22 protein-coding genes are annotated in these 26,219 nt (G+C 64.9%); 5 read left to right on the top strand and 17 right to left on the bottom strand.

Translation table 11 applies throughout. The features are described from left to right. Positions 1-6 precede the first annotated feature (6 nt). A complete protein-coding gene (locus DMX06_RS06910) occupies positions 7-867 on the top strand; it encodes an efflux RND transporter periplasmic adaptor subunit (RefSeq protein WP_110735834.1) in 861 nt (286 codons plus the stop codon). A gap of 44 nt (positions 868-911) precedes the next feature. Here DMX06_RS06910 and DMX06_RS06905 read toward each other — a convergent pair whose 3' ends face one another. From DMX06_RS06905 to DMX06_RS06895, 3 genes are all read right to left on the bottom strand, one after another. After that, the gene (locus DMX06_RS06905) at positions 912-1,409 is read right to left on the bottom strand and encodes a type II toxin-antitoxin system YhaV family toxin (RefSeq protein WP_110735833.1); all 498 of its coding nucleotides are present in this window, start codon (positions 1,407-1,409) and stop codon (positions 912-914) included. Beyond that, complete coding sequence (locus DMX06_RS06900; protein WP_110735832.1) at positions 1,406-1,732, bottom strand: type II toxin-antitoxin system PrlF family antitoxin; 327 nt, start codon at positions 1,730-1,732, stop codon at positions 1,406-1,408. The genes DMX06_RS06905 and DMX06_RS06900 overlap by 4 nt, the downstream gene beginning before the upstream one ends. 109 nt (positions 1,733-1,841) lie before the next feature. Continuing rightward, positions 1,842-2,288 (bottom strand): universal stress protein, encoded by a 447-nt coding sequence (locus DMX06_RS06895; protein WP_110735831.1) that lies wholly within the window; start codon positions 2,286-2,288, stop codon positions 1,842-1,844. 260 nt (positions 2,289-2,548) lie between these two features. On the opposite strand from DMX06_RS06895, the gene DMX06_RS06890 reads away from it, so the two are divergent. The 4 genes from DMX06_RS06890 (at position 2,549) to DMX06_RS06875 (ending at position 7,664) form a co-directional block, all read left to right on the top strand. Then, positions 2,549-3,454 (top strand): LysR family transcriptional regulator, encoded by a 906-nt coding sequence (locus tag DMX06_RS06890; RefSeq protein WP_110735830.1) that lies wholly within the window; start codon positions 2,549-2,551, stop codon positions 3,452-3,454. A gap of 146 nt (positions 3,455-3,600) precedes the next feature. Next, positions 3,601-5,142 carry an MFS transporter gene (locus DMX06_RS06885; protein ID WP_110735829.1) on the top strand — a complete coding sequence of 514 codons (1,542 nt, stop codon included), beginning with the start codon at positions 3,601-3,603 and terminating at the stop codon, positions 5,140-5,142. Positions 5,143-5,169: 27 nt separating this feature from the next. Continuing rightward, complete coding sequence (locus DMX06_RS06880) at positions 5,170-6,231, top strand: HlyD family secretion protein (protein ID WP_110735828.1); 1,062 nt, start codon at positions 5,170-5,172, stop codon at positions 6,229-6,231. Next, entirely contained in the window at positions 6,228-7,664 is a 1,437-nt protein-coding gene (locus DMX06_RS06875) for an efflux transporter outer membrane subunit (protein WP_110735827.1), read from the top strand. Before DMX06_RS06880 ends, DMX06_RS06875 begins: the two co-directional genes overlap by 4 nt. A gap of 55 nt (positions 7,665-7,719) precedes the next feature. Here the strand turns inward: DMX06_RS06875 and DMX06_RS06870 are convergent, their stop codons facing one another. From DMX06_RS06870 to DMX06_RS06800, 14 genes are all read right to left on the bottom strand, one after another. Next, positions 7,720-8,532 (bottom strand): SDR family oxidoreductase, encoded by an 813-nt coding sequence (locus DMX06_RS06870; protein WP_110735826.1) that lies wholly within the window; start codon positions 8,530-8,532, stop codon positions 7,720-7,722. 134 nt (positions 8,533-8,666) lie between these two features. Beyond that, positions 8,667-9,131: a multidrug transporter gene (locus DMX06_RS06860; RefSeq protein WP_110735825.1), complete on the bottom strand. Its 465-nt coding sequence runs from the start codon at positions 9,129-9,131 to the stop codon at positions 8,667-8,669. Positions 9,132-9,307: 176 nt separating this feature from the next. After that, entirely contained in the window at positions 9,308-10,762 is a 1,455-nt protein-coding gene (locus tag DMX06_RS06855) for a mannose-1-phosphate guanylyltransferase/mannose-6-phosphate isomerase (protein WP_110735824.1), read from the bottom strand. A 34-nt stretch (positions 10,763-10,796) separates the two neighbouring features. Then, a complete protein-coding gene (locus DMX06_RS06850; protein WP_110735823.1) occupies positions 10,797-11,444 on the bottom strand; it encodes an alginate O-acetyltransferase AlgF in 648 nt (215 codons plus the stop codon). Positions 11,445-11,464: 20 nt separating this feature from the next. Then, positions 11,465-12,622, bottom strand: coding sequence for an alginate O-acetyltransferase (locus DMX06_RS06845; protein ID WP_110735822.1), 1,158 nt, complete (start codon positions 12,620-12,622; stop codon positions 11,465-11,467). A 10-nt stretch (positions 12,623-12,632) separates the two neighbouring features. After that, a complete protein-coding gene (locus DMX06_RS06840) occupies positions 12,633-14,090 on the bottom strand; it encodes an MBOAT family O-acyltransferase (RefSeq protein ID WP_110735821.1) in 1,458 nt (485 codons plus the stop codon). Positions 14,091-14,311: 221 nt separating this feature from the next. Continuing rightward, positions 14,312-15,412: a mannuronate-specific alginate lyase gene (locus DMX06_RS06835; RefSeq protein WP_110735820.1), complete on the bottom strand. Its 1,101-nt coding sequence runs from the start codon at positions 15,410-15,412 to the stop codon at positions 14,312-14,314. Positions 15,413-15,419: 7 nt separating this feature from the next. Further along, positions 15,420-16,865 carry an alginate O-acetyltransferase gene (locus DMX06_RS06830; protein WP_110735819.1) on the bottom strand — a complete coding sequence of 482 codons (1,446 nt, stop codon included), beginning with the start codon at positions 16,863-16,865 and terminating at the stop codon, positions 15,420-15,422. A gap of 13 nt (positions 16,866-16,878) precedes the next feature. After that, entirely contained in the window at positions 16,879-18,435 is a 1,557-nt protein-coding gene (gene algG / locus DMX06_RS06825; protein WP_110735818.1) for a mannuronan 5-epimerase AlgG, read from the bottom strand. A gap of 18 nt (positions 18,436-18,453) precedes the next feature. Further along, positions 18,454-19,932, bottom strand: coding sequence for an alginate export family protein (locus DMX06_RS06820; protein WP_110735817.1), 1,479 nt, complete (start codon positions 19,930-19,932; stop codon positions 18,454-18,456). Beyond that, on the bottom strand, positions 19,929-21,500 hold the full coding sequence (gene algK / locus DMX06_RS06815; protein WP_258378810.1) for an alginate biosynthesis TPR repeat lipoprotein AlgK: 1,572 nt from the start codon (positions 21,498-21,500) through the stop codon (positions 19,929-19,931). Before algK ends, DMX06_RS06820 begins: the two co-directional genes overlap by 4 nt. Positions 21,501-21,512: 12 nt before the next feature. Continuing rightward, positions 21,513-22,679, bottom strand: coding sequence for an alginate biosynthesis protein Alg44 (locus DMX06_RS06810; RefSeq protein ID WP_110735814.1), 1,167 nt, complete (start codon positions 22,677-22,679; stop codon positions 21,513-21,515). A 34-nt stretch (positions 22,680-22,713) separates the two neighbouring features. Then, positions 22,714-24,195, bottom strand: a complete 1,482-nt coding sequence (locus tag DMX06_RS06805; RefSeq protein ID WP_375538085.1) for a glycosyltransferase family 2 protein — start codon at positions 24,193-24,195, stop codon at positions 22,714-22,716. A 71-nt stretch (positions 24,196-24,266) separates the two neighbouring features. Further along, entirely contained in the window at positions 24,267-25,583 is a 1,317-nt protein-coding gene (locus DMX06_RS06800) for a nucleotide sugar dehydrogenase (protein WP_110735809.1), read from the bottom strand. Positions 25,584-26,219 lie beyond the last annotated feature (636 nt).

Raw genomic sequence — 26,219 nt, 5'->3', positions numbered from 1 at the left:
CCTGCAATGAAAAAGTTCTTCAGCCTGATCGCCACCCTGCTGGTGCTGGCCGCTGCCGTGGCGATCGGCCGCCAATTGTGGCTGCACTACATGACCACGCCGTGGACCCGCGACGGCCGGGTGCGTGCCGACATCATCAACGTTGCCGCCGATGTGCCGGGCTATGTGGTGGATGTGCCGGTGCTGGATAACCAGCGGGTAAAGAAGGGCGATGTGCTGATCCGTATCGACCCTGAGCATTACCAGTTGGCGGTGGAGCAGGCCAAGGCGTTGGTGGCTTCGCGCAAGGCCACCTGGGAAATGCGCAAGGTCAACGCCAGGCGCCGCGCCGACATGGACAACCTGGTGATCTCGAAAGAGAACCGCGATGACGCCAGCAATATCGCCAACTCCGCCCTGGCCGACTACCAGCATGCCCAGGCCCAGCTGGCGGCCGCCGAGCTGAACCTCAAGCGCACACAGATCGTTGCCACTGTCGATGGCTATGTGACCAACCTGAACATCCACAAGGGCGATTACGCGCGCACCGGCGAGGCGGTGATGGCGGTGGTGGATGAGCAGTCGTTCTGGGTGTACGGCTTTTTCGAGGAAACCAAGCTTCCCCACGTCAAGGTAGGGGATGTGGCCGAACTGCAGATGATGAGCGGTGAGCGTATCAAAGGGCATGTGCAGAGCATCGCCCGGGGGATCTATGACCGCGACAATCCGCAGAGCCGCGAGCTGATCGCCGATGTGAACCCGACCTTCAACTGGGTGCGCCTGGCGCAGCGGGTGCCGGTGCGGATCCATATCGATGAAGTGCCGGAAGGGTTCCTGCTGGCGGCGGGGACGACCTGTACGGTGGTGGTCAAGCCGAGCGAGGGCTGATCCAGTTCTCGCGCTGACGCCATCGATGCATTGGCAGGCAGGTGTCAGCGCTTGAGGGTGGCGTTGAATCGGGCTGATGCCGCAGCAGCTTCCTGCAACAGCTGATTCCAGTCGTCAGGCGGGTGTCCGTTACCCAGCATGCGGCGGAACACCCTGTAGGCGTCGTCGCTGCTTTCGTAAGCGCGTTTGCTGTCGTCATCATTCACCCACGCCAGCACGATGATCTTGCTGGATGCGTGATAACGGAAAAACAAGCGATATTGTTGGAAGAATTTGGCACGGAACCAGTGCTTGTGTTCCGCGCCCAGTGTGCCGCCCATGCGATGGTCCGGGTTGCCGGGCGCCTGGGCAATGACGTCGAAGGCCAAGCGTCTGATGGCCTTCAATCGTTTTGCCGCATTTTTCTTCACGTATCCGACCGGGTCCTTCCTCTGAAGCACTTCGACTTCATCGATGAGCGCCTCGAGCTTGTCGAGAAAGAGGGGGTGGGCGAACACACTCCAGCCATGCACGCATAGAGGTTTGCGCCTCGTTTCAGTCATTCATCGTCCGCCGATAGAGGTTGATCGAGATCGATTTCAACGTCGCCAACCAGTGCATCCAGGCGAGCGACAAACTCTGCATCGACAACCTTCAAACGTTGCGGGTTCGTGGCGATATCCCGCTCCAGGAATTCGAGGAACTGCCCCACCGCAGGGTCTTCCTCGGCTGTCTCTGCGCGGGTCAGTATCACTGCTCCGTCAGGGCGGATCGAGTAGTGAATCTTGTCACGCTTTTTCAGGCCCAATGCGCGGCGAACGGTTTCGGGGACCGTTGTCTGGTAGCGCTCGGTCAGGGTCGATTCCGCTTCGAAGGTAGTAGCCATGGTCGTCAGTCCGCGAGGGGTAATATCGGCCACGGTAATGCGAGTGCATTACCTGGTCAATGCAGTTGCATTACCTCGTGTGTACTGGCTGATCAACGGTTTTTCTGGCTCAAGCCGCCCCGACCAGCACGGGCACCTTCACCCGGTCGATCACCTTGGCGCTGATCGATGGATCGAGCAGCCTGCCTAGCCGTGACAGGTGGCGGTGGCCAATGATGACCAGTTCGCACTCCAGCTCCCGGGCTTTGGCGATGATCGCCTCCACCGGCTGGCCGGCGACCATGCAGCCCAGGCTGTCGAACCCGGCTTCGCGCAGCGTTACCACGGCGCTGTTCACGGCGTGCTCGGCCTGTTGCTGTTCGTCGCAGGCGGCGGGGTATTCCTCCAACTCATCTTCGGTGTAGGCCGTGCGGTGGTCGTGCACGGCGAAGGTCGAGTCGATGGCCAGCAGCACATGCAGGGTGTGCTCGCCGGGGCGGCAGTAGCGCTGGGCGAGGGTGAGCAGGCTGGTGGCTGCCGGGGAGGCGTCGATGGCGATCAGAACCGGGTGGGGCATGGGCGATCCTTTGGAGAATGGATGGCAGTGCTGGCCTCATCGCCGGCAAGTGGCAACGGCGAACCGCGGCGCCCACAGGGAGATGCGCTGCCTGTAGGGGCTGCGGTTCGCCGCCGCGGCTTACCGGCGGTGAGGCCACACCATTGTCGATTCATTAACCTCTACGGATAAATGGTCCCCCACGCACGGCGCCATTGCGTCAGACGCAATCGGCCAACCTGTTACCATCGCGTTTCCCACAGCTGTCACGGAAAACGGCCATGCAACTCCCGGACATGAACCTGCTCGTCGCCCTCGATGTGCTGCTCGACGAAGGCAGCGTGGTCGGTGCCGCCCAGCGCATGAACCTGAGCCCGGCGGCGATGAGCCGGACCCTCGGGCGAATCCGCGAGGCCATGGGCGATCCGATTCTGGTGCGTGCCGGCCGTGGCCTGGTGCCGACACCGCGCGCGTTGGCCTTGCGCGAACAGGTGCATGGCTTGGTGGAGCAGGCCGGCCTGGTGTTCCGCAGCCGCGATGCCGTCGACCTGGCCAACCTCGACCGCGCCTTCAACATCCGCACCAACGACCTGTTCATTGCCCTTTATGGCGCGCAGTTGCTGCGCATGATGCTGGACCAGGCGCCGCGCACGGTGCTGCGTTTCGTGCCCGAGGGCAGTGGTGATGACGATGCGGTGCTGCGCAACGGGCAGATCGACCTGATTATCAGCTCGGCCATCGAGCTGGGGCCGGAGATCAAGGTGCAGAGCCTGTTCAACACCTACTTCGTCGGCCTGGCCCGTGAGGATCACCCGATCTTCGATGCCGCGATCACCCCCGAGCGTTTTGCCGCCTACCCGCAGATCAGCGTGTCCCGACGAGGCCGCGCCAACGGACCGATCGACGTGTCGTTGGCCAACTGCAAGGTGGAGCGGCGAGTGGCGCTGATCACCACCAGCTTCCATTCGGCGATGTTCTCGCTGCCGGATTCGGACCTGATCCTGCCGATACCGGCCAACATCCTCAACAGTGTGCAGCGCTTGAAGCTGCCGTTGCGTTCGTTCGAAATCCCGGTGCCGCTGGAGAAGGTCAACGTGATGCAGGCCTGGCATCCGCGTTTCGACAATGACCCGGCGCACCGTTGGTTGCGGCAGACGTTGAAGGCCTGCGGCAGCATCGATCCTTGATGGGCAACGTTTTGCGTTCCATGGCCGGCAGATCAACTTGGATTGCGTCTGACGCAACATAAAGCTGCCAACAAGTCAGTTTTCGTCAGCATTCGACCTTCTTAGACTTCACCCAGCCCTTAAAATGTTGCTGGAGATGTCTATCCATGAGTTCCCTGACCGCGCCTTGCGCCGCGCTGGCCGCCGCCCCTGCGCCGGCCGCCCCTGCGCAGACGGCGTTCGGCCTGCGGGTGGTGGTCGGGCTGTTCGGCGTGTTGCTGGCGGTGCTGTGCGCCGGGCTCAACGAGGCGGTGACCAAGATTTCCCTGAGCGACATCCGTGGCGCCATGGGCATCGGCGCCGACGAAGGTGCCTGGTTGCTGGCGGTGTATGCCGCCGCCTCGGTCTCGGCCATGGCCTTCGCGCCCTGGCTGGCCACCACCTTCTCGTTGCGTCGTTTCACCATGAGCGCCGTCGGCGTGTTCGCCGTGCTCGGCCTGATCCAGCCCTTCGCGCCCAACCTGCACAGCCTGATGCTGCTGCGCGTGCTGCAGGGCTTCGCCTCGGGCGCCTTGCCGCCGATGCTGATGAGCGTGGCGCTGCGTTTCCTGCCTCCGGGCATCAAGGTCTACGGCCTGGCCTGCTATGCCCTGACCGCCACCTTCGGACCGAACCTCGGCACGCCGTTGGCGGGCCTGTGGACCGAATACGTCGGCTGGCAATGGGCGTTCTGGCAGATCATCCTGCCGTCGCTGCTGGCGATCGCCTGCGTCGGCTGGGGCCTGCCCCAGGACCCGCTGCGCCTCGAGCGCTTCAAGCAGCTGGACTGGCGTGGCGTGTTGCTCGGCCTGCCTGCGATCAGCTGCATCGTCCTGGGCCTGTCGCTGGGCGATCGCTGGGGCTGGTTCGACTCGCCGCTGATCTGCTGGCTGCTCGGCGGCGGCGTATTGCTGCTGGTGCTGTTCATGTTCAACGAATGGTCCGAGCCGCTGCCGTTCTTCCAGTTGCGCATGCTCACGCGACGCAACCTGAGCTTCGCCCTGGTGACCCTGGCCGGGGTGCTGATCGTGCTTTCGGGGGTGGGCAGCATTCCGTCCGCCTACCTGGCGCAGATCCAGGGCTATCGCCCGGCGCAGACCAGCCCGTTGATGATGCTGGTGGCCATGCCGCAGCTGATCGCCCTGCCGTTGACCGCGGCGCTGTGCAACATCCGCGCGGTGGACTGCCGCTGGGTGCTGGCGACGGGCCTGGCCATGCTGGCGGTCTCGTGCGTGGGCAGCAGCCTGCTGACCTCGCAGTGGATCCGCGGCGATTTCTATCCGTTCTACCTGCTGCAGGTGTTCGGTCAGCCCATGGCGGTGCTGCCGCTGCTGATGCTTTCCACCAATGGCATGACCCCGCAGGAAGGCCCGTTCGCCTCCGCCTGGTTCAACACGGTCAAGGGCCTGTCGGCGGTGATCGCCGGCGGTCTGCTCGACGCCTTGGGTACCCTGCGCCGGCATTTTCATTCCAACCACCTGGTCGACAGCCTGGGCAACGCCCCATTGATCGACGACAACGCCGCTGGCCTGGCCAAGCGCATCCATGAACAGGCCCTGGTGCTGACCTCGGCCGACCTGTACCTGGTGATGGCGGGCATCGCCGTTGCCCTGATCTGCCTGATCCCCTTCGTGCCTACCCGGATCTTCCCGCCGCGTGCGGTGGCCTGAATCCGTGGATGAATCCGAGACCTTGAAATGACCAACAACCGCAAGACAATCCTTATCGGCTCGGTGCTCGTCGTGGCCGTGCTGGCCGCCATCGTCGGCCCCTGGATGTTCGGCAGCGACCACCGCCAGAGCACCAACGACGCCTACGTGACCGCCGACTACACCGTGGTCGCGCCGAAGGTGGCGGGCTTCATCAAGGAAGTGCTGGTGGAGGACAACCAGCAGGTGAAGGCCGGGCAGTTACTGGCGACCATCGACCCACGGGACTACCAGGCCGCCCTCGACGCGGCCCAGGCCCAGTTGCTGGTGGCCAGGGCGCAGAGCCTGGATGCCCGCGCCACCCTCGAGCGCCAGGCCTCGCTGATCGCCCAGGCCGAGGCCGCGGTGAAGGCGGCCCAGGCCGAGGCCGCGTTCGCCGATCACGAAGTGACCCGCTACAGCCGCCTGGCCGAGCAGGGCGCCGGCACCGTGCAGAACGCCCAGCAGGCGCGCAGTGGCGTCGACCAGGCCCGGGCCCGGCTGGCCAACACCCAGGCGGCGCTGGTGGCGACGCGCAAGCAGGTGGATATCCTCGGCGCCCAGGTGGCCAGTGCCGATGGTCAGTTGAAGCGGGCCGAGGCCGGCCTGGAGAAAGCCCGCCTGGACCTGTCCTACACCCGCATCACCGCGCCGGTTGACGGCATGGTCGGCGAGCGTGCCCTGCGCGTCGGCGCCTACGTCAATCCGGGCGCACGGCTGTTGTCGGTGGTGCCACTGGAGCGCGCCTACATCGTCGGCAATTTCCAGGAGACCCAGTTGACCCATGTGCAGCCGGGCCAGCCGGTTAGCATCAGCGTCGATACCTTCTCCGGCGAGAAACTCCACGGCCGCGTCGAGAGCATTGCCCCGGCCACGGGCGTGACCTTCGCTGCGGTTAAGCCTGACAATGCCACCGGCAACTTCACCAAGGTGGTGCAGCGCATCCCGGTGAAGATCGTCTTCGATGACGGCCAGCCGTTGTTGGAGCGCCTGCGGGTGGGTATGTCCGTGGAAGCAGTAATCGACACCCAGGGCGACAGGCTCGCGGGCAAAGAGGTGACTGCGCGATGAAAGTGGCGTCACGCTTGAGTCCTTTGCTGCTGGCCATGTTGCTTGCCGGCTGCACCCTCGGACCGGACTTCCATAGCCCGGCCAGCGAAGCGCCTCAGGATTGGGCCTCGCTGCAAGGCGAAGCAGCGGCCAGTCAGCCGGTAGCCGAGCCGTTGGAGCTGCGCTGGTGGGACAGCTTTCACGACGCCCAGCTGAGCGCGCTGATCCAGAAAGTCGCCGAGCGCAACCTCGACCTGCAGATGGCCAGCGCCCGCCTGCTGCAGGGCCGCGCCTTGCGCAGCACCGTGGCGGCTGACGAGATGCCCTCGGTGGATGTAAACGCAGGCTACAGCCGGGCGCGCAACAGCGCCGAAGGGTTGAACGACCCCTCCGGCAAGGCCGGCAAGTCGGCGTACAACCTGTGGCAGGGTGACCTTGTCGCCGGTTGGGAGCTGGACCTGTGGGGGCGTATGCGCCGCCAGGTCGAGGCCGCCGACGCAACCGTGGCGGTCGCCGAGAACGACCGCCGTGGCGTGCTGCTGGCGCTGTTGTCGGAGACCGCCGGCAACTACATCCAGCTGCGGGCCGTGCAGCACACCCTGGAGATCACCCAGGACAACCTCAAGGTTGCCCGGCACAGCCTGAAGCTGTCCGAAGGCCGCCAGGCCGAAGGTATCGCCACCCGGCTCGATGTCGCCCAGGCCAGCGCCCAGGTGGCGTCGATCGAGGCACGCCTGCCGACCCTGGAGGCCCGCCGCGACGACCTGATCAATGCCCTGAGCCTGCTTGCCGCCGAACCGCCGCGCAGCTTGCAGGCCCAACTGTTGCAGGGGGGCGAATTGCCCGCTCCGCAGCAGCGCTTCGCCATCGGCGTGCCGTCGGAGCTGGCCGAGCGCCGTCCGGATATCCGCCAGGCCGAGGCCCGGTTGCATGCGGCCACCGCCAGCATCGGCGTGGCCAAGGCCGATTTCTATCCGAGCATCCGTCTGTCCGGGAGTGTCGGCTTCCAGGCCATGCAACTGTCCGATTTTGGTGCCTGGGATTCGCGCAGGTTCGCCTTCGGGCCGCAGCTGTCGTTGCCGATCTTCGAGGGCGGGCGGCTCAAGGGCCAGTTGGAGCTGCGCGAGGCCCAGCAGCAGGAAGCGGCGCTGAACTACCGCAAGGTGGTGCTCGGTGCCTGGCATGAGATCGACGATGTGCTGCGCCTGTACAACGCCAGCCAGTTGCGCCGCGATCACCTGGCCGAGGCGGTGCGACAGAACCGCATCGCCCTGGAGACTGCGCAGCGCCAGTATGTGGAAGGCGCGGTGGACTTTCTCAACGTGCTGACGGTGCAGTCGGCGTTGCTGGCCAGCGAGGAGCAGTGGATCGACAGCTCGGCGGCGGTGTCGCAGGCGCTGGTGGGGCTGTACAAGGCGCTGGGTGGAGGCTGGCAGGCGTTCGATCAGGTCTGAGCAGTATCGCGGGGCTCCCAGGTATGCGTGGGAGCGGGCTTGCCCCGCGATGACTTCAGAGCGGTCGCAACAATCCGAAGCGCTTGCGCAACACCCAATCCAGCAGGCGCTGCGGCAACAGCCGGGCCATCAACGGCAAGGCCGTGCTGCCATTGCCGATACGCACCAGTGCAGGCACAGGCGATTTGCGCGTCGCCGCCAGCAATCCCTGGGCAAACACCGCTGCCGGTGTCGGTCGATCCTGCGAGGCTCGCGCCCGGGCCTGTACTTGCTCGCGCAACGGCCACCATGGCGAATTGCTCACCAGCACCTGCTCGGCCTGCTGTTGCGCATTGCTGGCGAACTGCGAGGCAATCGCCCCCGGCTGCACTTCCATGACCCTGACCCCGAAAGGCGCCAGCTCCAGGCGCAGGGCATCGCTCAGCCCGTGCACGGCGGCCTTGGAGGCACAATAGGCACCGGCGAAGGGCGTCACCAGCACACCCGACACGCTGCCGATGTTCACCACCAGCCCCCGGGAACGGCGCAGCAGCGGGAACAGTGCCTGGGTCACGCCGACCAGGGCGAAGACATTGGTCTCGAACTGCTGGCGCATGGCCTCGACGCCGCCGTCGAGCAGCGGGCCCATGGCGCCGTAGCCGGCGTTGTTGATCAGGATGTCGAGGCTTTGCAGCTCTTCGGCCAGGCGGGCGAGGGCATCGCCGTCGTTCACATCCAGTTGCCGGGCGTTGAAACCGGCAGCGGCCAGTTGTTCGACATCCTGCTGCTTGCGGGCGGTGGCCCAGACTTCATGGCCGGCATCGCGGAAGGCGTCGGCCAGGGCGCGGCCGATGCCGCTGGAACAACCGGTGATCAGGACGGTGGGCATGTAAAGGGCCTGTGATCGATAGATGGAATGGGTCGTCTGTGCCGACCTCTTCGCGGGTAAACCCGCTCCCACAGGGATCACCACAACCCTGTGGAAGCGGGTTTACCCGTGAAGAGGCCAGATCGGGCAACGAATCAATTGGCGAATGTACCTTGCAGGTGCTCGGCACGAAACTCCAGAGTTTGTGGCCGATAGCCAGAGCGCAGCGGTGGCAATGGCAGGCAGTCGCTCCATTCGGCGCCCGGCTGCAACTCGCCGGGGCCACGATAGCGCGGGGCGGCGTAGGTGTTCTCGGCCAGGTTCACGGTATCGCCCGGCGCGTAGGCGCCGACGCGCCAGCGCAGTTCGCTGAGCGGGGCCTTGTTGCCGTTCTTCATGCGTACCTGCAGGGCGCGGTCGGCGGGGCATTGATCGGGGGCGTAGGCCAGGCGGATATCGAGGCGGGCCAGTTGCGAGGCTTCGCGGGTATCCTGCCAGACCACGTACAGCGCCACCAGCCCCAGGCCACAGATGGCGGCCATGGAAATCGGCAGGGCCTTGGCCGGATAGCGCAGCAGCAGGACCAGCCAGGTGAGGATGAGCAGGGCGCCGATGATCATGGTGGAGCAGGCCTTGATGGCGGGGGTCTGATCATCGTAGCGGGAAATGGGTATTGGCTCAAAAGCGGGAGGGCTTCGCCCTCCTTTCGCGGCACAAGGCCGCTCCTACAGAGGGAACGCAAACCCCTGTAGGAGCGGCCTTGTGCCGCGAAAGGGCCGCAACGCGGCCCCAGAGCTTACTGCGCGATGGTCTTCACCGAAACCCCACGCTCCACTGGCGTCGAAGTCCGTCCATACACATCCTCGAAGCGCTCGATATCATCCTCGCCCAGGTAACTACCAGACTGCACCTCGATGATCTCCAGCGGGATCTTGCCCGGGTTGCGCAGTCGGTGCACCGAGGCGATGGGGATGTAGGTGGATTGGTTCTCGGTAAGCAGGAACACGTTCTCGTCGCAGGTCACCTCGGCGGTGCCGGACACCACGATCCAGTGCTCGGCACGGTGATGGTGCATCTGCAGCGACAGGCTGGCGCCCGGCTTGACGGTGATGTGCTTGACCTGGAAGCGCCCGCCCATGTCCACCGAATCGTACGAGCCCCACGGGCGGTACACCTCCAGGTGGTTCTGGGTTTCCGTGCGGCCCTGGGCGTCGAGGGTATTGACCAGTTGCTTGACCCCCTGAACCTTGTCCTTGTGGGCGATCATCATGGCGTCCTTGGTCTCGACCACCACGATGTTATCAAGGCCAATCACCGACACCAGCTTGCCGTTGCCGTGGATCATGCAGTTGCGGCTGTCCTGCACCACCACGTCGCCCTTGGTGACGTTGCCGTCGGCGTCCTTCTCGTGCACGTCCCACAGCGACGACCAGCAGCCGACGTCGCTCCAACCGGCCGACAGCGGCACCACGCAGGCGCGCTGGGTTTTCTCCATTACCGCGTAGTCGATGGAGTTGTCCGGGCAGCAGGAGAAGGTGGCCTCGTCGATGCTCAGCACATCGGCGTCCTCCTGGCTGCGTTCCAGGGCCAGCAGGCAGGTGTCGTAGATGTCCGGGTCGTGCTTTTTCAGCTCTTCGAGGAAGCGGCTGGCGCGGAACAGGAACATGCCGCTGTTCCAGAAGTAGCCGCCGGCGCGGACGAACTCGTTGGCGCGTTTCTCGTCGGGTTTCTCGACGAACTGCGCGACCCGCGCCACGCCCTCGGGCAGCAGCGCGTCCTGGCTCGAGCGAATGTAGCCGTAGCCGGTCTCGGGTTTGGTCGCCGGCACGCCGAACAGCACCATCTCGCCGCGCTCGGCGGCCACGGTGGCCAGGGCCAGGGCGCGCTGCAGGGCCTTCTGGTCCTCGATCACGTGGTCGGCCGGCAGTACCAGCATCAGCTCGTCACGGCCTTCGTTGACCAGCTTCATCGCGGTCATGGCCACCGCCGGCGCGGTGTTGCGGCCGAACGGCTCCATGAGGATGGCCTGGGTTTCCAGCTTCAGCGCGTTCAGCTGCTCCTGGACGATGAACTTGTGGTCCTTGTTGCAGACCACGATGGGCGTGTCCATGCCATCGAACACCAGGCGTTCGATGGTCTGCTGGAACAGGGTGTGTTCGCCGGTCAGGGCCAGGAACTGCTTGGGGAACTGCTTGCGCGACAGAGGCCACAGACGCGAACCGCTACCGCCAGAAAGAATTACCGGGATCATGATGTTTCTCCAATAAGGTCGTAAGAGGCAGGAATCAGTTGGTGGCTACAGGACGGGTGACCCACACTGGCGACAGGCTGCTGCCGCTGCCGGTGACGTACAGCACGGCGGCTTCGCCGCGCGCCAGGGCGACGGGTTTGACGTCGCCGACTTTCCTGTCGCCTTGATACAGGGCCAGGTTGACCTTGACCGGGTTGATCTCACGCTCGCCACGGCCCTTGGCAGCCACGGGGCTGACCACTTCGGTCTTGCCGTCGGCGGTCTTCAGGGTCAGCGACTGGTCGCTGAGGTTCTGCACCCGCACCAGGGCCTTCTGCTTGTTCTTGAACGGCGGTTCCTCGATCAGCTGAGGGTTGGCGCTGGCGCTGTTTACCAGGGTGTAGTACTTGTCGGCGGCGAGTTTCACCGGGACGCTCTTGCCGCCGACCTGGGCGGTGTAGTCACCGCCGGGCAGGAAGCTGAAGTCGCTGCTGGCCTGGGCGCCGACCTGCTTGATCTGGGTGTTGCCGACCGACGCGGCGGCCGGGCTTGCGGCGGCGTTGTACAGGCGCACGAAGGTCGAGCCCTTCGGCGCGCTCGGGCCGTACAGTGCGGCATCGGCGCCGGCGAAGGCCTGCAGCGAGGCCAGGGACAGGCCGGCGGCGAGGGTGAGGGCTTTGGCAATGGAAGTCTTGGTGGTCATGTGCGTATTCCTCTCTATCTTCAGTGGTCCGTCCGATTGGACGACAGGGCCAGGTTTTCTTCGGATTGGCGGGATTTCTTCAGCTGCGCGATCCACTGCGGATCGAAGGCGCTGAGGTCGTTCTTCATTGGCAGATACCGTTCGGGGAATTCCCACACCACGACCTGTGGCGGGGCGTTCTTGAAAGCGTCGCTTTGCAGGTACTTGAGCATCGGCAGCAGCGGGCCATGGCCGTCCTCGGCATAGTTGGCGACGTCGCTGCGCAGCGCCTGCTGCAGGGCGCCGAGGAAGTTCCAGTGCGGGTTGGCGCTGTAGCTGGTGCCCACCAGCGCCACCGGGATCCGGTTGTCGGCGAACAGCGCGTCGCCACCTTCGCCTTCGGCCTGCACCGGGTGGGTCTTGCGCTGCTGCAGGTTGTCCGGAGTCGGCAACAGGTTGCTGAACAGCGGATCCAGCGGCAGGAAGTTGGTCAGGTCGCCCTTGTACGGCGCGGTGGCGCCGGCCTCGGTGATGAAGGCCTGGGGTTCGCCGCTGAGCAGGTGCTGGCGACTGACCGCCTCGGCGATGGACTGCGCGACCACCTCGGCGCCCATCGGCGTCCAGTGGGTGTCGGTGCGCAGGAACACCTGGCCGCGGGCCTTGGCCTGTTCCAGCGGCGCCAGCAGGTCGGGAGCGAACACATTGGCCTGGCGCGCCTGGGCGTGGAAACGGTTGAACAGGTCGTCGTGCAGGCTGGCCGGCGCCTCCTTGCCGATGTACTCGGCGTACAGGCGTGCCTTGGCCGGCACGATCGCCAGCACCAGCTGGCTGCCGTGACGTTGCAGGGTGTCGCGGATGCCGCGCACCAGCGCCAGGTTGTCCTGCATCAGCTGCTCGGCGCCGGCGGTGGGCTTGAACTCTTCGTCGCTGAACAGCCACTGGTCGCGGCCCAGCACCACGCCTGGGCGGCCTTCGTTGAACAGCTTGAAGTCCAGGGCGGCCCACAGGTTGGTGCCCAGGCGCTTGATCGGGAACTGCTCGTCGTAGTGGGTCTCGGCGGCCTTGGCCAGCTTGCCGTCGAGCAAGGTCATGTGCCCGGTGCGGTTGAAGCTCTCCAGCCCGCCGAGGGAAGTCACGCCCAGGCCGACCAGCAGGCCCATGAACGACAGCGAATAGGTGATGCGAAGTGTCCGGTTCATGATCGGGGCCTCAGAACTGGAAGTAGAGGAAAGGCGAGTAGCTCTGCGCCGAGAGCTTGAGCACCGAGGCGGCGAACAGCAGCAGGACCAGGGCGCGGGTCATGATCCGCGTCCAGTCCAGGCCTACCGAGCCGTCGGCGTTGACCTGCACCGGGGTGGCCTTGGGTGCTGGCGTTGCGTTGCGGTAGAAGTCGCGCAGGCCGAAGAACGCCAGGGTCAGGTAGGCGACGATCAGCGTGGCCACCTGCAGGCCGGTGAGGTTGGCGCGGTTGAGTTCCGACAGTTGCCAGTCGCCGAAGCTGAACATGGCGCCATACATACGTGCGGCCACGTGCAGGTTTTCGGCGCGGAAGATCACCCAGCCGACCACCACCAGCAGGAAGGTGAAGGCCCATTTCACCGGGTTGAAACGCTGCGGGTTGGTGTCCAGGCCCAGCGCGCGCTCGATCGCCAGCCACATGCCGTGCCAGGCGCCCCAGATGATGTAGGTGAAGTTGGCGCCGTGCCACAGCCCGCCCAGCAGCATGGTCAGGAACAGGTTGCGGTAGGTGTTGAAGGTGCCTTTGCGGTTGCCACCCAGGGTGATGTACAGGTAGTCGCGCAGCCAGGTCGACAGGCTGATGTGCCAACGCCGCCAGAACTCGGTGATCGACTGGCTGATGTAGGGCTGCTTGAAGTTCTCCATGAAGCGAAAGCCCATCATCAGGCCCAGGCCGATGGCCATGTCGCTGTAGCCGGAGAAGTCGAAGTACAGCTGCGCGGTGTAGGCCAGCGCGCCAAGCCAGGCGTCGCCAGTGGTAGGGTTTTCCAGGGCGAAGCAGTGGTCGGCGACCACCGCCAGGGTGTCGGCGATGAACACTTTCTTGATGAAGCCCTGCATGAAGCGGGTGCAGCCTTCGGAGAACTTGTCCAGGGTGTGGGTGCGGTTGTTGAACTGGTCGACCAGGTCCTTGAAGCGCAGCACGGGGCCGGCGATCAGGTGCGGGAAGATCGCCACGAAGGCTGCGAAGTCGATCAGGTTGCGGGTGGCCGGGGTGTCGCCGCGGTACACGTCGATGATGTAGCTGATCGACTCGAAGATGTAGAACGAGATGCCGATCGGCAGCAGCACGTGGGTGAGGATGAACGGCTCCAGCCCCATCGAGGTCATGATCGCGTTGAGGCTGTCGACGCCGAAGTTGGCGTACTTGAAGTAGCCGAGGATGCACAGGTCGACGCCCACGCCGAGCAGCAGCCAGCGCTGCGCGGGCTTGGTGCGCACTCCGGCGGCGCCGACCTTCAGGCCGATCCAGTAGTTCCACAGGGTGACCCCGGCGAACAGGGCGAGGAAGTCCACCCGCCACCAGGCGTAGAAGATGTAGCTGGCAACCAGCAGCAGCAGGTTGCGATAGCGGTTCCCGCTCACGTAGTACAAGCCGAGGAAAACCGGCAGGAACAGGAACAGGAACACGTTGGACGAGAAGACCATCCCGGTTCTCCTTGTTGTTCACAGCATCCGGGGCACAGCGCCCCCCAACCCCCCGCGAAAATGCAGGGGAAACCTTTGTTGCCTCAACCATTGCTGGCGAGGGCTTCGCCCTCGTTTCGCGACACAAGGCCGCTCCCACAGGAGCCCCGTTCATCCAGCCAAGGTGCGCACCCTGTGGGAGCGGCCTTGTGTCGCGATGGGCCGCAACGCGGCCCCTGGCCTTACTTCTTTTCCGCGCTCGGGTCATAGACCCGCGTCACATCCCCACCCAGCCTGAAACTGTTGAACGGCTGCATGTCGTGCTTGCGCTCCAGGGTGTCGCCGACGCACTGGTACAGCGCGCACCACGGTTCGAGCCAGGCGTACTTGCTGTCGATCTTCAGGTCCTTGAGGTCCTGCTTCACGCCGGCGCGGGTGTTGAACTGGACCGGATCGCGGGCACCGGCCAGCACGCCTTCGCCGAGGCGCTGCAGGGCGAAGTTGTTTTCCTTGCGCAGGTCCACGCCGTTGGCCTGGGCGAAGCTGGCGATCATCGCCAGCGGCGGCAGGGCGTAGTTGTGGTAGGCCAGGGCACGCTGGCGGCGCTTGAGCTCATTGGGCAAAAAACCCTGCTCATCGACCTGGTTGGCGCCGACCTTGTATTCCTTCACCGCCCAGTCGAACAGGTCCTGGCGGTCGGTGGCCACCGCGGTGGCCATCACCGACCAGGCCGCCCAGTAGCTGTGGTTGTTGATCTTCTCCAGCGGCAGGTCGCTCCAGTCGCGCACGGTCTGCCGGGCCAGGCGCACGAACCATTTCTCGATCTGTTCGGCCTCGGCCCGGTGCGCGGCCAGCGGCTGCGAGTTGGAGAACTTCAGGCGCAGCCACGATCCGCTCATGCTGCCCAGCGCCCATTTGCGCATGGACTTGCCGGTGTGGTTGTAATCGGTGGACATCAGCGCATCGGCGCGCGCCCAGGTGTCGAGCCAGGTCAGTGCGCAGTCCAGTTGCGCCGGGCGGCCGTCGCGCATGTACTGGCCGACCATCTTGCTCACGCCCTTCTCGAGGGTGGTGATGTCCTCGGTGGATTTGCGAAAGGCTTTCTCCGATGCGGCATTGAGCGTCGCCCGGGCCTTGTCCGAACCTTCGTACTTGCTGCGGAATACCAGCGCGCCGGTATAGGGCTTGGGCGCGGCCTCGCAGCTGAAGTTACCGTCGCCGGTCTTGAGTTTCTCGATGCCCTCGTAGTAACCCTGGGGCGGTACCAGCGCGGCCTGCGCCGCGCCGCCGAACAGGGCGAGGGCGAGCAGGGCGGGTGCGGTCTTGCGATGGATGGATGTCATGGTCGCCTCACTGGCCGGCCTGCGCGGTGTGCTGCGCGGGGCTGGCGAAGTTGTTGCGTTTGCAGAGTTTGGCTTCGACTTTCTGCGTGCCGCTTTCCGGTCCCTGGACCTCCAGGGCGAGCAGGTTCTGGCCTGCCCAGTCTTCGTCCTCGCGCATCTGGAAGACGAAGCGTCCGTCGGTGTCGGAGGTCTCGGGCTTCTCGATCTTGATGTCCTCGTGGCGGCCGTTGAGGTACCACAGGGTGGCCTGCAGCACTTTCACCGAGGTGTCCTCGAACTTGATGTCGAGCTGGTGGTTGCGGTTGACCAGGTCCTTGATCACGCCATTCTTGCCGTTGACCATCAGCTCGTTCTTGCCGGGCTTGAGGGTGGCGCTGGCGCTCATCTGCGCGGGACGGTCGTCGCAGCCGTCGTCGAGCAGGCCGAGGATCTGCCGCCAGATGGTTTCCTGGTCCAGGCGGTAGAGCGGGGAGAACTCCCAGACCAGGATCTTCGGCGGGTTGTTCTGGAACTCCTCGCTGCCCAGGTACTGGATCATCGAACCTTCCAGGCCGCCCCCAGGGAAGGCGACGTTGAGCACATCGGCGCCGATGTACTGCTCGAGGAAGCCCGAGAAGTTGTAGTTCTTGCCGCTGTGGCTGGTGCCCACCAAGGTGATCTGCGCGTTGCCCGAGTCGCCGAACAGGTCGTCGCCGCCGCTGGCGCCGCCCTTGGGCTCGGTGGCGAACTGGTCCATGTACTGCACCGCGTAGCTGGTGCCGCACAGCTGGCCAGCGACGTTGTGCAGGGTGCCGGTCTTGCCCATGCGTCCGGACTTCCTGGTCTCGAACTCCTTGCGTGGGATGCCTTCGAAGGCCGGCATCTTGTGCACGGTGTCGGCGACGATCTTCGCCGCGCGCTCGGCGCCGTAGGGCGTCCAGTGCTGGTCGCCGCGGAAGTAGAAGTCCTTGCCCTGGTCGGCGGCGGCCAGTTGCTCGTTGGTCAGCGGCGACAGGTCGGGCACGTTGTAGCCCATTTTGCTGAAGCGCTGGAGCATGGCCTGGTAGTTGCGCAGCGCCTTCTGATAGTCGAAGGCGGCCTTCTCTTCGGGGTTGAGCATGTTGCGGTTCACCAGGCCACGGGTCGGCTGGTACACCACCACCAGCTCGACGCCGCGCTTCTTGAATGCGTCGTGCACCTGCTGCAGGCGCTTGTAGCCGCCCGGGGTGGTGTCGAACTCGGTGCGCAGGTCTTCACGGGTGCGGAACAGCCAGTCGCCCTGGGCTTGCACCAGGGTGGTGAAGTTCTGCTGGTAGCGCGTGGTGTAGCGGCTGGCGTCGTGGGCCTCGGGGCACAGCTGGCAGCACGGCTCGGCGTTGAAGGTCGGTGCCTTGACGTCTTCGGCGCGCACGCCCTGGCTGATGGCCAGGAGGGCGGCGGACAGGCCCAGCAGTTTCATCAGGTGTGGAGTCATGGTCTGGGCTTCCTTAGTCGATCATTTCGGTCTGGCGTTCGACCGGGTCGATCAGCACGGCCTTCTGCTGGCGCACCAGCAGGTCGAGGATTTCGTCCTGGCGCTCGCCGAGCACGCCGTTGAAGCTGATGCCATTGGCCTTGCGCGGCATCAGCATCGACACCTTGTACAGCTCCACCGACAGCGGCGAGTCGATCGACAGCGGGCCGGAGCCGTTGGCCGCCAGCTCGCCGCCGACCACGATCAGCGACACCTTGGTATCGAACGGGTCGAGGGCGATGTCGCGGTCGGTGTCGGACAGGTCCTTGATGTGGCCGTATACGCCCACCAGGCCGTTGGCCATGGCGACGTTCTCGTACAGGCGGATGTTCACGCTGTTGCGCACGCGGATGCCGTGGCGACGGTTGTTGATCAGCTTGTTGCCCCAGATCAGGTTGTCGCCGCTCTCGTACAGGGTGATGCCGTCGGTGTGGTTGCGGTAGATCTCGTTGTAGGCGATCAGGTTGTTGACGCTGTTGCGGTCGATCACCACGCCGGAGAGCTTGTTGTCGTAGCTCTTGTTGTTGATGATCCAGCTGTCGTTGACCTCGCGCGAAACGATGATCCCGTGCTTCTTCTTGGTCCCGTACACGGTGTTGCCGGCGATGATCAGGCGGTGCGAACGGTCGTGGGGGTCGATGCCGTAGACGATGTTGTCGCGGTAGGTGCTGTCCTTGACCACGAAGTCGCTGGTCTCGTAGCAGTAGAAGCCGTACCACATGTCGCTGAACTCGGAGCCGATGATCCAGCCGGTCGGCTCCGGGCGGCCCATCTGTTTGGCCATGTTCGGTGTGTACTGCGAGATGCTCACGCCGTAGGACTTGGACTTGGCGTAGCCGAAGCTGGCCATCTTGCTGTTGACGATGTAGGTCTCGGTGCCGCCCCAGCTGAGCAGGAATGGGCGGAATTCGTCGGGCTTGCGGAAGGTCGCCGGGCCGTTCGCCTGCTCGCGCCATCCGGTGACCTGAGTGTCGCTGACGAACAGCTTGCCGTCGTTGACGATGAACGAACCGCCTTCCTCGGACAGGCGCAGTTCCTTGACCTTGCCGTCGATCTCCAGCACGCCCTGGCGCCCGACCACGATCGGCAGGCGCGCGAGGTAGACGCCCGGCGCGGTCTCGCGCAGGTACTGGTCGGGCACCTTCCTGCTCAGTTCCACCAAGTCGACATGCCCGTCGTCGACGAAGATCGCCTGGGGAATGCCGTGCTGGCGGCGGACCCATTCGGCGCCTTTGTTGTCGCCGCCGATGAACTCCTTGAGGGTGTCCTCCTGGAGCATGCGGCGCACGCTGACCTTGCCCTTGTGCGTGCGGTCGATCTTCTTCTGCACGGCGGCGGCGGTGTAGCCGGACAGGTCGGGCAGCTTGGGCGGGTCCATCTTCAGCGGCTCGATCGGCGCGCTGGAGACGGTATAGGTCTTGGCCTGTTGCAGCCCTTTGGCCATTTCGGGCTCGGCGGCCTGGGCCAGGCCACCGGCCAGCAGCAGGGCGCTGGCGAGCAGGCTGTGGCGAAGGTTCGGGTGCAGGTTCATGGCTATCCTCTCCCGGCCTCAGTAGCGCCAGATCACGTCGACGAAGGCGCGGTGCATGTACGAGTCGGCCTCTTTGCCATAGGCATCGCCCGGCTTGAATACACCGGCGCGCAAACGCACCAGGGCCGACGGTTCGTCGATCGACTGGCTGATCGAGGCCGGCAGCAGGCCTTGCTTGAAGTACTTGGTCACGACCACGTCCATCTCCTGGCCCAGGTCTTTCTCACCCTGCACCAGCGGGCGGTTGATGCCGCCGTCGTCGACCACCGCGTTGATGCCGCTGGAGCCGATGTTCTGCTTGCCGTCGACGCGCCAGAACTTGTGGTAGATGAAGCTGGCGTCGTAGTCGTCGCGCAGCTGCCAGGAGGCGAACAGGGTGGCCGCCTGCAGGTTGCCCAGCTCGCCGCGGAAGGCTTCGCCGAAGCGGTGCACGCGCGAGCGGGTGCCGGTGAAGTTGGAGCGGTTGCTCTCAAGGCCGGTCTGCTCGAAGTTGTTCGAACCGTCGCTGCCACCGCCGCCGCTGCCCCGGGCGTAGGCCGCGCCGACCTGCCACTGCGGGTCGAGGCGCAGGCGGATGCCGAGGTCGGTGGCCCAGGCGTTGACGTCGCCGCTCTGCTTGCCGGTGGCGACCTGGTCGTTGCCCACCGCCTGGCTGCTGAGTGTGTCGCGATCGCCGGTCAGCCAGGTGACGCTGCCCCAGTAGTTGACGGTATGGTCGTTGCGCCAGTTGTAGGCGTCGCTGTTGGCCTCCAGGCCCAGCCAGGTCAGGTCGCCCGTGCGGGTCTTGTCGAGGGTGTCGACGGTTTCGCCGGGGTTCTTCAGGCTGCCGCCGTCATGAGTGTGGTGGGCGCGCAGGCCGACCCAGTGGCCGGGTGTCCACTGCGTGGCGACATTGCCGTAGACGTGGGTGCGGTCCTTGTCCTCCGGGGCCAGCTCGGTGAGGTCGGTGCGGTATTCGCTGAAGCGCTGGGCCACGCCCAGGTCGGCCTTGAGCAGGGTGGTGTCGAAGGTCCAGTTCAGCGCCTCGATGTTGGTGTCGCGCCACATGCCGTCGTCGCTGCGCAGGCGCTGGCGGCCGAAGCGCAGCTGCTCGCCGGGGTAGGGGGTCAGGCCGCTGTAGCCGATCCAGAACTCGCGCATGGCCAGGTAGCTCTTGTCCGGCTTGCGGCTGTCGTCGCCGTTGTCGCTGGTGGTGCCGTCGTCGTTCTGGCGCAGGGTGTCGGTCTCGATGATGTCGGTGGCGGCCACCGCCTGGCCCATGGCGAAGGCGCTCCAGTGGCCGCGCTCGCCGTACACCCAGGGCCGCAGGTCCAGGCCCAGGCCGTTGACGTCGCCGCCGGAACGGGTGCCTAGGTCGCGGTCGTCTTCCGACTGACCGGTGATCTTCACGTCGAGGCCAAAGTTCTTCTGCGCGGTTTCGGCCGCCAGGGTCGGCATCGACCACAGCAGGGCGAAGCCCAGGCCGATGCCGGCTTTCACGAAGGGGTTGAGCGTCATAGCGAATCCTCGGCGTCTACGTCGTCTTTCTCGTCCTGCAGCGCTTCGATGGCCAGGGTGCTGTTGGCACCCTGGGCCATGCTGCCGCGCGCTTGCTTCTCCTGCGCCAGCAGGTTCTGCGCCTGGCTGCGCTGCTCGGGCGTGAGCTGCTGGTCGAGCTGTTGCAGCAGTTCGGTCGACTGCGGGGTCGGGTTGACCTGTGAGAGCTGGGCGAACACCCAGGCATTGGTCGGCGCCGGACGAATGCCGTGGCCTTCGCTGAACAGCTGGGCCAGGGCGTAGTCGGCGCTGTTCTGGCCGCCGCGGGCGGCGGCCAGCAGGTGGTCCACGGCTTTCTGCGGCTCGACCTGGCCCAGGTAGCCACGGCGGTAGAGCTGGCCGAGGTAGTAGTCGGCGCTGACCTCGCCGGTATCGGCGGCGGCCTGCAGGTGCTCCTGGGCCTTCTGCGCGTCGGCGGGCACGGTCTTGCCTTCGTAGTAGAGGCGGCCCAGCAGCAGTTCGGCGCGGGGCTGCTCGGCCTCGCGGCCCTTGTCGATGTAGGCCATCAGCTGGTCGGTGTCGCCCAGCTCGGGGAAGTCGTAGAGCAGTTGCGCCAGGCTCACCCACGAGGCCGGGTTGGCCGGAGCGATGTGCTCGAGCAGGTCCTTGGCGGTCTTCTCGTCGGTCTGGCCGAGGCTGCGGTCGGCCAGCACCCGGGCGACGCTGTCGACCCGGGTGGCCGGCACGGCGCCACGGGCATGGGCGGCCTTCAGTTGTTCGAGTAGGGCGGCCTGCTGGTCGGGCTGGGCGCGTTTCTGGTAGACGGTGGCCAGCTCGACATAGCAGATGTCGGTGGTGGCCAGCGCCGCCTTGCAGATCTTCTCCACATCGCCCAGGTGCTGGTCGTAGGTGCCCTGGGTGCGGTACAGCAGGACCTGGGCCAGGCCCGCCTCAGGGTTGCCGGCGGCGCGCCACTGGTCGATCTGCTGCTGGGCGTTGACCTTGGGGAAGCTCTGCGGGTACTGCAGGTAGAGCATCGCCAGCGGGATCAGGGTGTTGCTTTCGCCCTGTTGTGCGGCGTGCTTGAGCAGGGTTTCGGCCTCCTCGCGTTCGGCCTGGGTGCTGTCGGGCTTGGCCACCAGCAGGCGGCCGAGACGCGCCTGGGCACGGGGCGAGGTGGCGGCGGCGGCGCGATAGGTGTCTTCGGCCTCCTTGAGTTTCGCCGGGTCGCGGGTGGCGACCTGGATATCGGCCAGGCCTACCTGGGCATCGCTGTAGCCGAGGTCGGCCAGGGCCTTGTAGTTGCGCTCGGCGGTGGCGGTGTCGCCGCGCTTGAGTGCTTCGTTGGCCAGGCGCTGGTCGGGCAGGCCGGCGCAGCCGGCCAGGGTGATGGCGGCGGCCAGGGCGCACCATGCCAATGGGCGGGCGCTGCGCACCCGATCGCGACACAAGGCCGCTCCCACAGGGATCGAGTCGATCAGGACTGGCGCGGACGCTGTGGGAGCGGCCTTGTGTCGCGATCGAGGGCGCAGCCCTCGCAACACAGGCGACACCGACCCCACTGCAGAATCACGGTTGAAAGGTTTCATTATCAGATCCTCTTACAACCCACGAGCCACGGCCTTGTCGATCAGCCAGTTCAGCGACGGGCCACGGTCGCTGTTGACCGAGGCCGGGCGCCCGGCGAGCTCGGCCGGCAGGCCGCCGTCTGGCTTGATCTGCACGCGGATGTCGGAGGCCAGGTTGTCGGTGTCCAGGCTCGAGCTGCCGGTGATCCGGCCGGTACGCACTTCATCTTCGCCGGCGATCTGGAAGTTGACCCGGGTGCCCGGCTTCACTTCGTCGAACTGGCGATAGCTGAAGCGCGCCTCGATGGTCGGGACGCTGGTACGCGGGATCAGCGCGAACACCGGCTGGCCCTTGCTGGCGTACTGGCCGTCATCCACCAGCTGGCGCGAGACCACGCAGTCGCACGGGCTGGTGAGGGTGCCGGAGAGTTGCTTGCCGAACAGTTCCTCGACCTTGGCCGGCTCCAGTTGCGAGTCGTCCAGGTGGCCCTTGAGCAGGTCGAGCATGCTGGTATTGAAAGTCGCCAGCGGCGCGCCCTTGGCCACGGTCGCGCCGTTTTCCACCAGGCTCTGCACGCTGCCGTCGCGGGGCATGGTGACGTTGGTGGTGGGCACCGCGACCACGCCTGCCTCGGCGTGGCTGACGAAGTACAGGCCGTACAGCGACTTGGCGACGAAACCGAAGGCCACCAGGCCGACCACGAACACCCCGGCGGTCACGGTGACCGCGCGCAGGCGGCCAAAGGCGGAAAGGCCCGAGCCACCGTCCTTGTGCTTGCGCGCCTTGGTGAAGTTGTCGCGCTGCAGGGTACTGAGCACGTCACCGACGCTGATCAGCTCGCCGGACAGGTGGCTGGTGATGATGTGGCGCAGGGTGGCGATGTCACGGGGCTCGAGGTTCTGGAACTCGGCGCCGGTGCGGGCGGTCTCGCGGCTGCTGGTGCGTACCAGCAGTTCGACATCCATCGACAGGCCGAGGTTGTCGACCACGAACTGCAGGCGGCCGCGCAGCACTTCGCCTTCAGGCAGAGGCTTCTTGGCGTGGAAGGACAGGCCCCCGGCGGACAGGTCGTCAACCTTCACCTCGTGCGCTTCGCGGTTGCCGTCCAGGTAGCGCAGCTTGGCGGGGATGCGCACCCGGGCGTGCTGGCGCTGCGCTTCGGATTCATGCACGACATTGACGTTCACGGCGGTATTCATGGCGATATTCGTTCCTGTTGTCCGATCCGGGGGCTCACACGACCATGAACAGCACGGCGACGAAGATGCTCGCGGCCGAGAAGGTCATGGTCCGCGAGGACCAGGTGTTGAACCATTGTTGAAAACTTGCGAGGTCGCGTTTGAGAGCAGTGGGCTGGCGGGTCCAGGACTGCCTGTCGAGGCGGAAGAACACGTAGATCTTCATCACCGCGCCGACGATCTGGTTGTAATAGAGGATCAGCGGGTAGGCCGGGCCGACGTTGTGACCCGAGCACAGCAGCATGATGGTGAGGATCAGGCGGGTGATGCCGATCCACAGCAGGTACACCAGCAGGAACTGCAGGCCGAACTTGAAGCTGGCGATCACCGCCACGGTCAGGCCCAGCAGGCTGGTCCACATCGACACGCGCTGGTCGAGCAGCACGATGCTGGTGAACAGCCCCAGGCGCTTGAGACCCAGGCCCAGGGCGCGGGAGTTCTGCCGCAGGTTGTTGCCGTACCAGCGGTACATCAGCTTGCGGCTGGCCTTGACGAAACTCTTCTCTGGCGGGTGCTCGACCGTGTTGATCGCGGCATCGGGCACATAGAAGGTGTCGTAGCCCAGGCGCATCAGGCTGAACCAGCTGGACTTGTCATCGCCGGTGAGGAACTTGAAGCGGCCAAGGCGCCAGTGCATCAGCGAGTCGCTTTCGACGTCGGCGATGAACTCGGGGTTGGTCACCACGCTTGCGCGGAACATCGACATGCGCCCGGTCATGGTCAGCACGCGCTTGGACAGGGCCATGGAGCACATGTTGATGTGGCGCTGGGCGAAGCGCAGCTTGTGCCACTCACTCATGATGTAGCCGCCGCGCACTTCGCAGAACTCGTTGGTGGTCAGGCCACCGACGTTGGGGTACAGGCCGAACCACGGTACGGTCTTGCGCACCACGCCCTCGGCCAGCACGGTGTCGCCGTCGATCACCGCCACCACGGCGTTTTCATCCGGCAGCATCCGCGAGATGGCGCGGAAACCATAGGCCAGGCCGTCACGCTTGCCGGTGCCGGCGATGCGCACGATGTCCAGGGTCACGTGGGACGGCGGGTTGTACTTGGCCCACAGGCTTTTCACCAGCAACTCGTCGGACTTCTCCACCAGCGAGCAGACCACGGTGGTGGGGAAGCCGCAGTCGATCGCCTCGCGGATCACCGAGCTGTACACCTGGGCGGTGGTCAGGGCCTCGATGCGAAAGCTGGTGACCATCAGGTACACGTGCGAGGGGGCGGCCGCCTGGCCGAGTTTCTGCACCTTGCGGCGCAGGTAGGGGTAGACGATGTACAGGAAGATCATGCCGCGGATGAAATGGGTGGCACCCATGGAGTAGCGCCAGATGCCGACGGCGCCGACCAGGAAGATGAAGTGCTTCGACTGCGAGTCGAAGATGTCGCTGGGCAGGGCCAGGGCGATCAGCATGAGCAGGCTCATGTAGAGCAGCCAGCCGGCGCATTGCAGCAGCATGGTCTGGAACCTTTGCATGTTCGGCATCCGTCGAGAATTCGGGGAAGGACGGGCGGCGCGCTGGGGAGGTACGCACCGCCCGGCCGGGTTTACCAGCAGATACCTTCGGTGCGGCTGGTGGCGCAGGTCGGCTTGCTCATGAAGCCAACCAGGTCGATCACCTGCTTGCCTTCCGGTGCCTGCTGGGCCAGGGCACGGAACTGCTCGTCACGGTTGCCGAGGATGATGATCTCGGCGTTGTCCACCACCTGCTCGAAGTTGGCGTTGAGCAAGGAGGAGACGTGGGGGATCTTCGACTCGATGTAGTCCTTGTTGGCGCCGTGGACACGGGCGTACTCGACGTTCTGGTCGTAGATGTCGAGCTGATAGCCCTTGCCGATCAGGCGTTCGGCCAGCTCCACCAGCGGGCTTTCGCGCAGGTCGTCGGTGCCGGCCTTGAACGAAAGGCCGAGCAGGGCGACCCTGCGCTTGTCGTGGCTCTCGATGATGTCGAAGGCGTTCTGCACCTGGGATTCGTTGCTGCGCATCAGCGAGTCGAGCAGCGGGGCGCGCACGTCGAGGCTGGCGGCGCGGTAGGTGAGGGCGCGCACGTCCTTTGGCAGGCACGAACCGCCGAAGGCGAAGCCCGGGCGCATGTAGTACTGCGACAGGTTCAGCGCCTTGTCCTGGCAGACCACGTCCATCACCTCGCGGCCATCGACGCCTGCGGCCTTGGCGATGTTGCCGATCTCGTTGGCGAAGGTGACCTTGGTCGCGTGCCAGACGTTGCAGGTGTACTTGATCATCTCGGCCACTTCGACCGGCTTGCGGATGATCGGCGCGTCGAGTTCTTCGTACAGGGCCTGCAGCACGTCGCCGCTGGCGCTGTCCAGTTCGCCGATGACGGTCATCGGTGGCTGGTCGTAGTCCTTGATCGCAGTGCTTTCACGCAGGAACTCCGGGTTGACCGCGACGCCGAAGTCGACGCCGGCCTTCTTGCCCGAGCAGTCTTCCAGAATTGGAATGACCACGTTCTTCACGGTGCCCGGCAGCACGGTGCTGCGCACCACCACGGTGTGACGGCTAGCCTTGTCGCGCAGCACATAGCCGATCTCGCGGCACACCGACTCGATGTACTCCAGGCCCAGGTCGCCGTTCTTCTTGCTCGGCGTGCCGACGCAGATCATCGACACGTCGCTGGCGCGGATGGCTTCGGCGAAGTCGGTGGTGCCGCGCAGGCGGCCGTTGGCGATGCCTTGCTGCAGCAGCTCTTCGAGGCCCGGTTCGACGATGGGCGACTTGCCCTTGTTGATCAGGTCGATCTTGGTGCTGGAAACGTCCACACCAATCACTTCATGGCCTCGTGCCGACAGGCAACCTGCACAGACTGCACCCACATAACCCAAACCAAAGATGCTGATACGCATCGCATTCACCTCGTGTGTTTATCACGCCAGCCCTTCAGCGAAGAGCCGACCGGGTTGATTGACCAGCAGTATTCGGGCGCACGGATCCATGGCGAATTGACACTTCACCGAACGCAGGCATGAATAAATCCGGAGCGCAAAAAGTTATGCACTCAAAGTTGGCAGTCAAAGGCCAGTATTTAAAATGGCGTGCCCTGAAATGCAGCCGTCTTTATTGCAATTCACCGTTGGCGAAGTGCTGTGCTTGTTTTTTCAAGTGGATAAATCCTTTGAAATCAACCACTAGGACGAATTTTAGGGGCGCTTGTCTCCTGCATGGATCATGGCTTTTTGGCACTTCCTGTACCGCCGTTGAAGTTTTCGGGCCGTTTGAGAATGGCGGCCCTTTGTCATCTGTAAGTCATTTCTCACGCCGGGCGCTTGAAACTCGTTACGGGTGCTATGAGCCATCTCCATTGGCAGAAGTTCCGGGGGCGGTTTCGTCACGATGAAAGATTTCTAAATATTTTTTCAGAGGGAAATACTTTCAATCTGATAGCACGCAGCAGTTTCGTCCCCGTATATAAAGGGCGAAATCGCAGGGGGATGGTTATAGGCCAGCATGCGAAAATTTTTTTCAATTTTCGTCAAAAAACT

The sequence above is a fragment of the Pseudomonas mosselii genome, from assembly GCF_003205295.1.
Lineage (GTDB): Bacteria > Pseudomonadota > Gammaproteobacteria > Pseudomonadales > Pseudomonadaceae > Aquipseudomonas > Aquipseudomonas mosselii_B.
The sequence above is the reverse complement of the archived record's forward strand: the minus strand, read 5'-3'. Positions and strand labels throughout refer to the sequence as shown.

Bases quoted from the DNA above. Each gene is read 5' to 3' on its own strand.
- DMX06_RS06900 (WP_110735832.1), bottom strand. From the start codon at position 1,732: ATGGCTACTACCTTCGAAGCGGAATCGACCCTGACCGAGCGCTACCAG.
- DMX06_RS06830 (WP_110735819.1), bottom strand. From the start codon at position 16,865: ATGACTCCACACCTGATGAAACTGCTGGGCCTGTCCGCCGCCCTCCTG.
- DMX06_RS06890 (WP_110735830.1), top strand. From the start codon at position 2,549: ATGCAACTCCCGGACATGAACCTGCTCGTCGCCCTCGATGTGCTGCTC.
- DMX06_RS06840 (WP_110735821.1), bottom strand. From the start codon at position 14,090: ATGGTCTTCTCGTCCAACGTGTTCCTGTTCCTGTTCCTGCCGGTTTTC.
- DMX06_RS06855 (WP_110735824.1), bottom strand. From the start codon at position 10,762: ATGATCCCGGTAATTCTTTCTGGCGGTAGCGGTTCGCGTCTGTGGCCT.
- DMX06_RS06850 (WP_110735823.1), bottom strand. From the start codon at position 11,444: ATGACCACCAAGACTTCCATTGCCAAAGCCCTCACCCTCGCCGCCGGC.
- algK (WP_258378810.1), bottom strand. From the start codon at position 21,500: ATGAAACCTTTCAACCGTGATTCTGCAGTGGGGTCGGTGTCGCCTGTG.
- DMX06_RS06820 (WP_110735817.1), bottom strand. From the start codon at position 19,932: ATGACGCTCAACCCCTTCGTGAAAGCCGGCATCGGCCTGGGCTTCGCC.
- DMX06_RS06810 (WP_110735814.1), bottom strand. From the start codon at position 22,679: ATGAATACCGCCGTGAACGTCAATGTCGTGCATGAATCCGAAGCGCAG.
- DMX06_RS06870 (WP_110735826.1), bottom strand. From the start codon at position 8,532: ATGCCCACCGTCCTGATCACCGGTTGTTCCAGCGGCATCGGCCGCGCC.
- DMX06_RS06880 (WP_110735828.1), top strand. From the start codon at position 5,170: ATGACCAACAACCGCAAGACAATCCTTATCGGCTCGGTGCTCGTCGTG.
- DMX06_RS06895 (WP_110735831.1), bottom strand. From the start codon at position 2,288: ATGCCCCACCCGGTTCTGATCGCCATCGACGCCTCCCCGGCAGCCACC.
- DMX06_RS06860 (WP_110735825.1), bottom strand. From the start codon at position 9,131: ATGATCATCGGCGCCCTGCTCATCCTCACCTGGCTGGTCCTGCTGCTG.
- DMX06_RS06885 (WP_110735829.1), top strand. From the start codon at position 3,601: ATGAGTTCCCTGACCGCGCCTTGCGCCGCGCTGGCCGCCGCCCCTGCG.
- DMX06_RS06905 (WP_110735833.1), bottom strand. From the start codon at position 1,409: ATGACTGAAACGAGGCGCAAACCTCTATGCGTGCATGGCTGGAGTGTG.
- DMX06_RS06800 (WP_110735809.1), bottom strand. From the start codon at position 25,583: ATGCGTATCAGCATCTTTGGTTTGGGTTATGTGGGTGCAGTCTGTGCA.
- DMX06_RS06805 (WP_375538085.1), bottom strand. From the start codon at position 24,195: ATGCAAAGGTTCCAGACCATGCTGCTGCAATGCGCCGGCTGGCTGCTC.
- DMX06_RS06875 (WP_110735827.1), top strand. From the start codon at position 6,228: ATGAAAGTGGCGTCACGCTTGAGTCCTTTGCTGCTGGCCATGTTGCTT.
- algG (WP_110735818.1), bottom strand. From the start codon at position 18,435: ATGAACCTGCACCCGAACCTTCGCCACAGCCTGCTCGCCAGCGCCCTG.
- DMX06_RS06845 (WP_110735822.1), bottom strand. From the start codon at position 12,622: ATGAACCGGACACTTCGCATCACCTATTCGCTGTCGTTCATGGGCCTG.
- DMX06_RS06910 (WP_110735834.1), top strand. From the start codon at position 7: ATGAAAAAGTTCTTCAGCCTGATCGCCACCCTGCTGGTGCTGGCCGCT.
- DMX06_RS06835 (WP_110735820.1), bottom strand. From the start codon at position 15,412: ATGACATCCATCCATCGCAAGACCGCACCCGCCCTGCTCGCCCTCGCC.